Here is a 6928-nt window from a genome sequence, read left to right as displayed (position 1 = left end):
ACTTTGATCTGGCATCGGAGAGGACTACAATCCCCACCCCGCCTCGATGGCCGATCTGCCCCGCCCATGTTGACCTGTTCCGTACACCCGCTGCCCTATCGCGCCAACCCCGCCGACTATTTCGCGGCCCTCCGCCATGCGCCCGGCGCCGTGCTGCTCGACAGTGGCCGGCCGAGTGCCGACCGTGGCCGTTATGACCTGCTCAGCGCCTGGCCGCTGGAACAACTGGCGGTGTTGCCGGACGAGCGCGGCGACGATTTCCTGCAACGTCTGCGGGACAATCTGACCCGCTTGGGCGACGCGCAATTGCCCGATGGGTACGAATTGCCTTTCGCCGGCGGCCTGATCGGCTATCTGAGCTACGACTTCGGCCGGCATCTGGAAAACCTGCCGAGCCAGGCCAGGGATGACCTGCAATTGCCCGATGCGCGTTTTGGTCTGTACGACTGGGCCTTGATCAGCGATCACCAATCGGCCACCAGCCAACTGGTGTTTCACCCCTCGGTCAGCGCCAGCGAGAAACAGCGGTTGATCGATGTATTCAGCCAACCGGTGGGCGTCGAACTGACCCCGTTCAAGCTGAACAGTCCGATGGCGGCAGATCTTTCAGCCGACGAGTACCGTCAGGCGTTCGAACGCATCCAGCATTACATCCAGGCCGGCGACTGCTATCAGGTCAATTTCGCCCAGCGCTTCAGAGCGCCGTGCCAGGGCGATCCATGGCTGGCCTACTGCAAATTGCGTGAAGCCTGCCCGACGCCGTTTTCCGGATTCCAGAGCCTGCCTGACGGCAACGCGGTACTGAGCCTTTCGCCCGAGCGCTTCGTCAAAGTCAGCCAGCGTCAGGTGGAAACCCGCCCGATCAAGGGCACCCGCCCCCGTGGCGCGACCCAGGCCGAAGACGCGGCCAACGCCGCCGAACTGCTGGCCAGCCCCAAGGATCGCGCGGAAAACCTGATGATCGTCGACCTGCTGCGCAACGACCTGGGCCGCACCTGCCGCATCGGCTCGGTGCGGGTGCCGGAGTTGTTCAGTCTGGAAAGTTATCCGAACGTGCATCACCTGGTCAGCAGCGTGACCGGTGAACTGGCGGAAGATCGCGACGCTCTGGACCTGATCGCCGGCAGCTTCCCTGGCGGTTCGATCACCGGCGCGCCGAAGATTCGTGCGATGCAGATCATCGACGAACTGGAACCGACCCGACGTGGGTTGTATTGCGGTTCTTTGCTGTATCTGGACGTGCGTGGCGAGATGGACAGCTCCATCGCCATTCGCAGTCTGCTGGTGAAGGATGGACAGGTGTGCTGCTGGGGCGGTGGCGGGATCGTCGCCGATTCGGACTGGCAGGCGGAGTATCAGGAATCGATTACCAAGGTCAGAGTTTTGCTCGAAACCCTGCAAACCCTTTAACTAGAAGCGCCCCACGTTGATCGTTCCCACGTCGAGGCGTCGAACCGTCCGCGTGGGAATGCATCCCGTGACGCTCCGCGCCCCAGTGGACGCGGAGCGTCCATAGCGGCATTCCCACGCGGAGCATGGGAACGATCAAGGAATGTGATTACAGGGACAGGTCGCGGTTCGAGGCTTTGAGGAACTCCTGCTTCAACTCTTCGAACGTATGCACCGCCGGAAACTGCGGAAACTCGCGAATCACGTTATCCGGCGCATGGAACAGAATCCCCGCATCCGCTTCGCCCAGCATGCTGGTGTCGTTGTAGGAATCCCCCGCCGCAATCACCCGGTAATACAAGCCCTTGAAAGCCAGAACCGACTGACGTTTCGGATCTTTCTGACGCAACTGGTAACTGGTCACCCGCCCGGTGTCATCCGTAATCAGTCGGTGGCAGAGCAAGGTCGGAAAGCCCAACTGACGCATCAGCGGCTGGGAAAACTCGTAGAACGTGTCCGACAGAATCACCACCTGAAACCGCTCGCGCAGCCAGTTGACGAACTCCACCGCGCCGTCCAGCGGCTTGAGGGTGGCGATCACTTCCTGGATGTCCGAAAGCTTCAGGCCATGCTCGTCGAGGATGCGCAGGCGCTGCTTCATCAGCACGTCGTAGTCGGGAATGTCCCGGGTGGTGGCCTTGAGCGATTCGATTCCGGTTTTTTCGGCGAAGGCGATCCAGATTTCCGGCACCAGCACCCCTTCAAGATCAAGACAGGCGATTTCCACAAGACACTCCCGTTTGTAATGTTTATTGAGTCGAGCGAGCCCGAACTCTAGCGGCTCGACCTGGAGCGCGCAACGCAGAGGCTGCCCCGGCGCGCGTTGCTTTTTGTTACCATCGCCGCCATATAGAGCGCCCAGCGCCACCGACCTGTAGGAAGCCGCCCTGATGAGCCCAACGTTCGACGTCGTGGAACTCGCCACGACCTATGCCAACAAATCCGCGCAGGACATCCTCAAACTCGCGTTCGCCGAGTTCGGCGATGACCTGTGGATATCTTTCAGCGGCGCCGAAGATGTGGTGCTGGTGGACATGGCCTGGAAGCTGAACAAGAACGTCAAGGTGTTCAGTCTCGACACCGGCCGCCTGCATCCGGAAACCTACCGCTTCATCGATCAGGTGCGCGAGCACTACAAGATCGACATCGAACTGGTCTCGCCGGACTACACGAAACTTGAACCGTTCGTGAAGGAAAAAGGCCTGTTCAGTTTCTACAAGGACGGCCATGGCGAATGCTGCGGGATCCGCAAGATCGAGCCGCTGCGCCGCAAACTGTCCGACGTGAAGGCCTGGGCCACCGGCCAGCGTCGTGACCAGAGCCCTGGTACTCGCAGTGCCGTGGCGGTGATGGAAATCGATACAGCGTTCTCCACCCCGGAGCGCACCCTGTACAAGTTCAACCCGCTGGCGCAGATGACCAGCGAGGAAATCTGGGGCTACATCCGCATGCTGGAGCTGCCGTACAACAGCCTGCATGAGCGCGGTTTCATCAGCATCGGCTGCGAACCGTGCACTCGTCCTGTCCTGCCGAACCAGCACGAACGTGAAGGTCGCTGGTGGTGGGAAGAAGCGACCCAGAAAGAATGCGGGTTGCATGCCGGGAACATCATCAGTAAGGCATAAGCATCGCTGTTGCCCCGTGGGAGCAAGTCAGCTCCCACAGTGTTCACCGCCCGTCTTGAAAAATGTGTACACACGAATGTCACCATCGGTGCCATTTATGTGTGCACTTTTCGTTTCTGCGCCCTGAAAAGTTACATCAGGCTCCAAAAACACTCCCTCCCGGCGCCCGCCAAAATCCCTCCCGAAAAATAAATACCTGTTCGAACGGTCAATTTATATCGCCGGTATTTCAACGACTTGGCGCTCCTCAATAACTTTTCGAAATCAGCGATGATTTTCATAGATCGCCGGCTGGCACAGATCTGGCTTTAGTGCATGCATGTTTTGTATACAAAACCGCAAAACATGAACCCACACTTTCGATCCGCAAGCCTGAAGCGACCTATCCCGTACAGGCTGCAGATGCCCCGTAACCAGTGATGTTTTCACCGCCGCGACGAAGATCTGCCGAGCCCGAACGCTCATGCACAGTCATCGCGGCCCGAACATCAGGAGCCTGCCGGAATGCGTACGAGTCTCTCCAATAACAACATCGCGCTGAATCTGCCCGCCTCTTCACCCCTCGACCACAGCGTGGCCGGTGATGGCATCGCCGAACCGCTGCAACTGAGCCCGCGTCTGCACAACAGCGACCTCGCGCCGACCAAGGTCGAAGGAAGGCGCTGGGGCAAATACAGCATCTTTGCCCTGTGGACCAACGATGTGCACAACATCGCCAACTACTCGTTTGCCATCGGCCTGTACGCCCTGGGCCTGGGCGGCTGGCAGATTCTGCTGTCGCTGGGGATCGGCGCGGCGCTGGTGTACTTCTTCATGAACCTGTCCGGCTACATGGGGCAGAAAACCGGGGTGCCGTTTCCGGTGATCAGCCGGATCAGTTTCGGCATTCACGGGGCACAGATTCCTGCATTGATCCGGGCGGTGATCGCCATCGCCTGGTTCGGGATTCAGACGTATCTGGCGTCGGTGGTGTTTCGCGTGTTGCTCACGGCGATCCATCCCGGTTTCGCCGACTACGACCACAACTCGATCCTCGGCCTGTCGAGCCTGGGCTGGGTGTGTTTCGTGGCGATCTGGTTTGTGCAGTTGGGGATTCTGGCGTATGGCATGGAAATGGTCCGCCGCTACGAAGCCTTTGCCGGGCCGGTGATTCTGCTGACCGTCGCCTGCCTCGCCGCGTGGATGTACACCCAGGCCAACGCGACCATCGCCTGGTCGATCCGCGAACCACTGACCGGCGGCGAGATGTGGCGCAACATCTTTGCCGGCGGCGCTTTGTGGCTGGCGATCTACGGGACGCTGATCCTCAACTTCTGCGACTTCGCCCGCTCTTCGCCGTGCCGCAAGACGATCAAGATCGGAAATTTCTGGGGCCTGCCGGTCAATATTCTGGTGTTCGCCGGGATCACCGTCCTGCTGTGCGGCGCGCAATTTCAGATCAACGGCCGGATCATCGAAAGCCCGACCGAGATCATTGCGTCGATTCCCAACACGTTCTTTCTGGTACTCGGATGCCTGGCGTTCCTGATCGTCACCGTGGCGGTGAACATCATGGCCAACTTCGTCGCCCCGGCCTTCGTGCTCAGCAATCTGGCGCCGAAATACCTGACCTTCCGCCGCGCCGGGCTGATCAGCGCGACGATTGCGGTGCTGATCCTGCCGTGGAATCTCTACAACAGCCCGCTGGTGATCGTGTATTTCCTGTCCGGCCTCGGCGCCCTGCTCGGCCCGTTGTACGGCGTGATCATGGTCGACTACTGGCTGATCCGCAAAGGCCGGATCCACGTACCGCAGCTGTACAGCGAAAACCCGAACGGCGCGTATTACTACAGCCGCGGGATCAACCTGCGGGCTGTGGCGGCGTTCATTCCAGCCGCGCTGATCGCCATCGTCCTGGCTCTGGTGCCGGGCTTCCACCTCGTTTCGCCCTTCTCCTGGCTAATCGGCGCCGGCATTGCCGGGATGCTTTACCTGATCATCGCCAAACGCCAGCCGCACTACGCCGACGTCGACGGTGAAGCCATCGCCGTCGACAACGTCAGCCACTGAATCTTTTGGCGGCCCTTCGCGGGGCCGCAGAACCAACCGTAATAAGGACTTCCCATGCGAATTCTCGTGGTCAACGTCAACACCACCGAATCCATCACCCAGGCCATCGCCCGTTCGGCGCAGGCTGTCGCTTCCCCCGGCACCGAGATTGTCGGCCTGACGCCGTACTTCGGCGCCGATTCAGTCGAAGGCAATTTCGAAAGTTACCTGGCCGCCATCGCCGTGATGGACCGGGTGATGTCCTACGACCAGCCGTTCGACGCGGTGATCCAGGCCGGCTACGGCGAACACGGTCGCGAAGGCTTGCAGGAATTACTCAACGTGCCGGTTGTGGACATCACCGATGCGGCGGCCAGCACCGCGATGTTCCTCGGCCACGCTTATTCGGTGGTCACCACCCTTGATCGCACCGTGCCGCTGATCGAGGATCGGCTGAAACTCTCCGGCTTGTGGGATCGCTGCGCCTCGGTGCGCGCCAGTGGTCTTGCGGTTCTGGAGCTGGAGCACGAACCGCAACGGGCGCTGGAAGCGATCGTGCATCAGGCGGAACTGGCGGTGACTCAGGATAAAGCCGAAGTGATCTGCCTCGGTTGCGGCGGCATGGCCGGGCTCGACGAGAAGATTCGCCAGCGCACCGGCGTGCCGGTGGTGGATGGCGTCACAGCGGCCGTGACCATCGCCGAATCGCTGGTGCGACTGGGCCTGTCGACGTCCAAGGTGCGGACTTACGCAACGCCACGGCCGAAAACCATCATCGGCTGGCCAGCACGTTTTGCGCGTTGAAACGTTCGGCGAGGCCCAAGGTAGAAAACTGCTCGATGACAAAATCGACGAACGCCCGGGTCTTGCCCGGCAGCAATTTGTGTTCGGCGTAATAGATGGAGATGTTGCCGTCGTCGACGTACCAGTCGGGCAAGACTCGCTGCAAAGTCCTTGCCTCTAGGTAGCCGACCGCAAACGGCATGCTCACCAACGCAATCCCCAACCCCTGCGCCGCCGTGGCGCAGGCGGCTTCTGAATCGCTCATGGTCATTCGTGCCTTGAGGGTTAGCGGGCTGTGTTGCCGGGTGCGATGCGTCAACTGCCACGAGCGCACGCGACCGGTCTGCGGTGAGCGGATCAGGATGCCGTCGTGCAGCTTGAGGTCGTCCGGCTCGCTGATCGGCGCGTATCGATCCAGATAATCCTTGGAAGCCACCAACACCCGATGCGCCGGTGTGAGCCTGCGCGCCACCACGCCTTGGGGCAGTTCGAAGCCACCGCCAATCGCCGCATCGAAACGCTGGCCGATCAGATCGACCTGGCGGTTATCGAAATGCCAGTCCGGGTTGATCGCCGGAAATCTTTTCAGAAACTCCCCCAGCAACGGCACGATGTACAAGCGGCCGAACACCGTGCCCATGCTGACTTTCAGCGTACCGGCCGGTTGACCACCAGCGCTGGCCAGATTGTTCACTGCATTCTGGATGGTGGTGAGACTGCCGCTGACCTCACTCAGAAACAGTTGCCCCGCTTCCGTCAGGGTCAATCTTCGGGTGCTACGCTGGAACAGCCTCACGCCGAGGCGCGCTTCCAGTTTCGCCACACTCTTACCCACGGCGGCCGGTGTCAGGCTAAGGCGTCGCGCGGCCTCCGCAAAGCTGCCGACTTCGGCGCTGCGCACGAAGCATTCGATACTGCTGAAGGTTTCCATGACCGCCACTATAAACTTTTGGTTTACACAGACTATAGCAACCACGGTCTACCCGCCTATTGGCGAGGGGCAGATACTCGACACCACACCAAGGCAGCCTGCCTTGAAACTT

General features: G+C 60.5%; 6 protein-coding genes. 4 read left to right on the top strand and 2 right to left on the bottom strand.

Going from position 1 to position 6928, the window contains the following annotated elements; all coding sequences use genetic code 11:
- Positions 1 to 66 precede the first annotated feature (66 nt).
- Complete coding sequence (gene pabB, locus AC07XZ_RS15905) at positions 67 to 1410, top strand: aminodeoxychorismate synthase component I (RefSeq protein ID WP_102688656.1); 1344 nt, start codon at positions 67 to 69, stop codon at positions 1408 to 1410.
- Positions 1411 to 1558: 148 nt separating this feature from the next.
- On the opposite strand, the gene thrH is transcribed toward pabB, so the two are convergent.
- Positions 1559 to 2176, bottom strand: a complete 618-nt coding sequence (gene thrH, locus AC07XZ_RS15900) for a bifunctional phosphoserine phosphatase/homoserine phosphotransferase ThrH (protein ID WP_102688655.1) — start codon at positions 2174 to 2176, stop codon at positions 1559 to 1561.
- 163 nt (positions 2177 to 2339) lie between these two features.
- Between thrH and AC07XZ_RS15895 the strand changes: the two genes are divergently transcribed.
- The 3 genes from AC07XZ_RS15895 (at position 2340) to AC07XZ_RS15885 (ending at position 5906) form a co-directional block, all read left to right on the top strand.
- Complete coding sequence (locus AC07XZ_RS15895) at positions 2340 to 3074, top strand: phosphoadenylyl-sulfate reductase (RefSeq protein WP_039769972.1); 735 nt, start codon at positions 2340 to 2342, stop codon at positions 3072 to 3074.
- Between the two features lie 504 nt (positions 3075 to 3578).
- Complete coding sequence (locus AC07XZ_RS15890; RefSeq protein WP_085747918.1) at positions 3579 to 5123, top strand: NCS1 family nucleobase:cation symporter-1; 1545 nt, start codon at positions 3579 to 3581, stop codon at positions 5121 to 5123.
- 54 nt (positions 5124 to 5177) lie between these two features.
- Positions 5178 to 5906 (top strand): aspartate/glutamate racemase family protein, encoded by a 729-nt coding sequence (locus AC07XZ_RS15885; protein WP_064378736.1) that lies wholly within the window; start codon positions 5178 to 5180, stop codon positions 5904 to 5906.
- Here AC07XZ_RS15885 and AC07XZ_RS15880 read toward each other — a convergent pair.
- The gene (locus AC07XZ_RS15880) at positions 5875 to 6816 is read right to left on the bottom strand and encodes a LysR family transcriptional regulator (RefSeq protein ID WP_085747919.1); all 942 of its coding nucleotides are present in this window, start codon (positions 6814 to 6816) and stop codon (positions 5875 to 5877) included. The genes AC07XZ_RS15885 and AC07XZ_RS15880 overlap by 32 nt on opposite strands.
- Between the last annotated feature and the right edge of the window lie 112 nt (positions 6817 to 6928).

The organism is Pseudomonas sp. GW458-11-26-14-LB4, from assembly GCF_059423925.1.
Note: the sequence above shows the minus strand (reverse complement) of the source record. Positions and strands in the feature narration are given on the sequence as shown.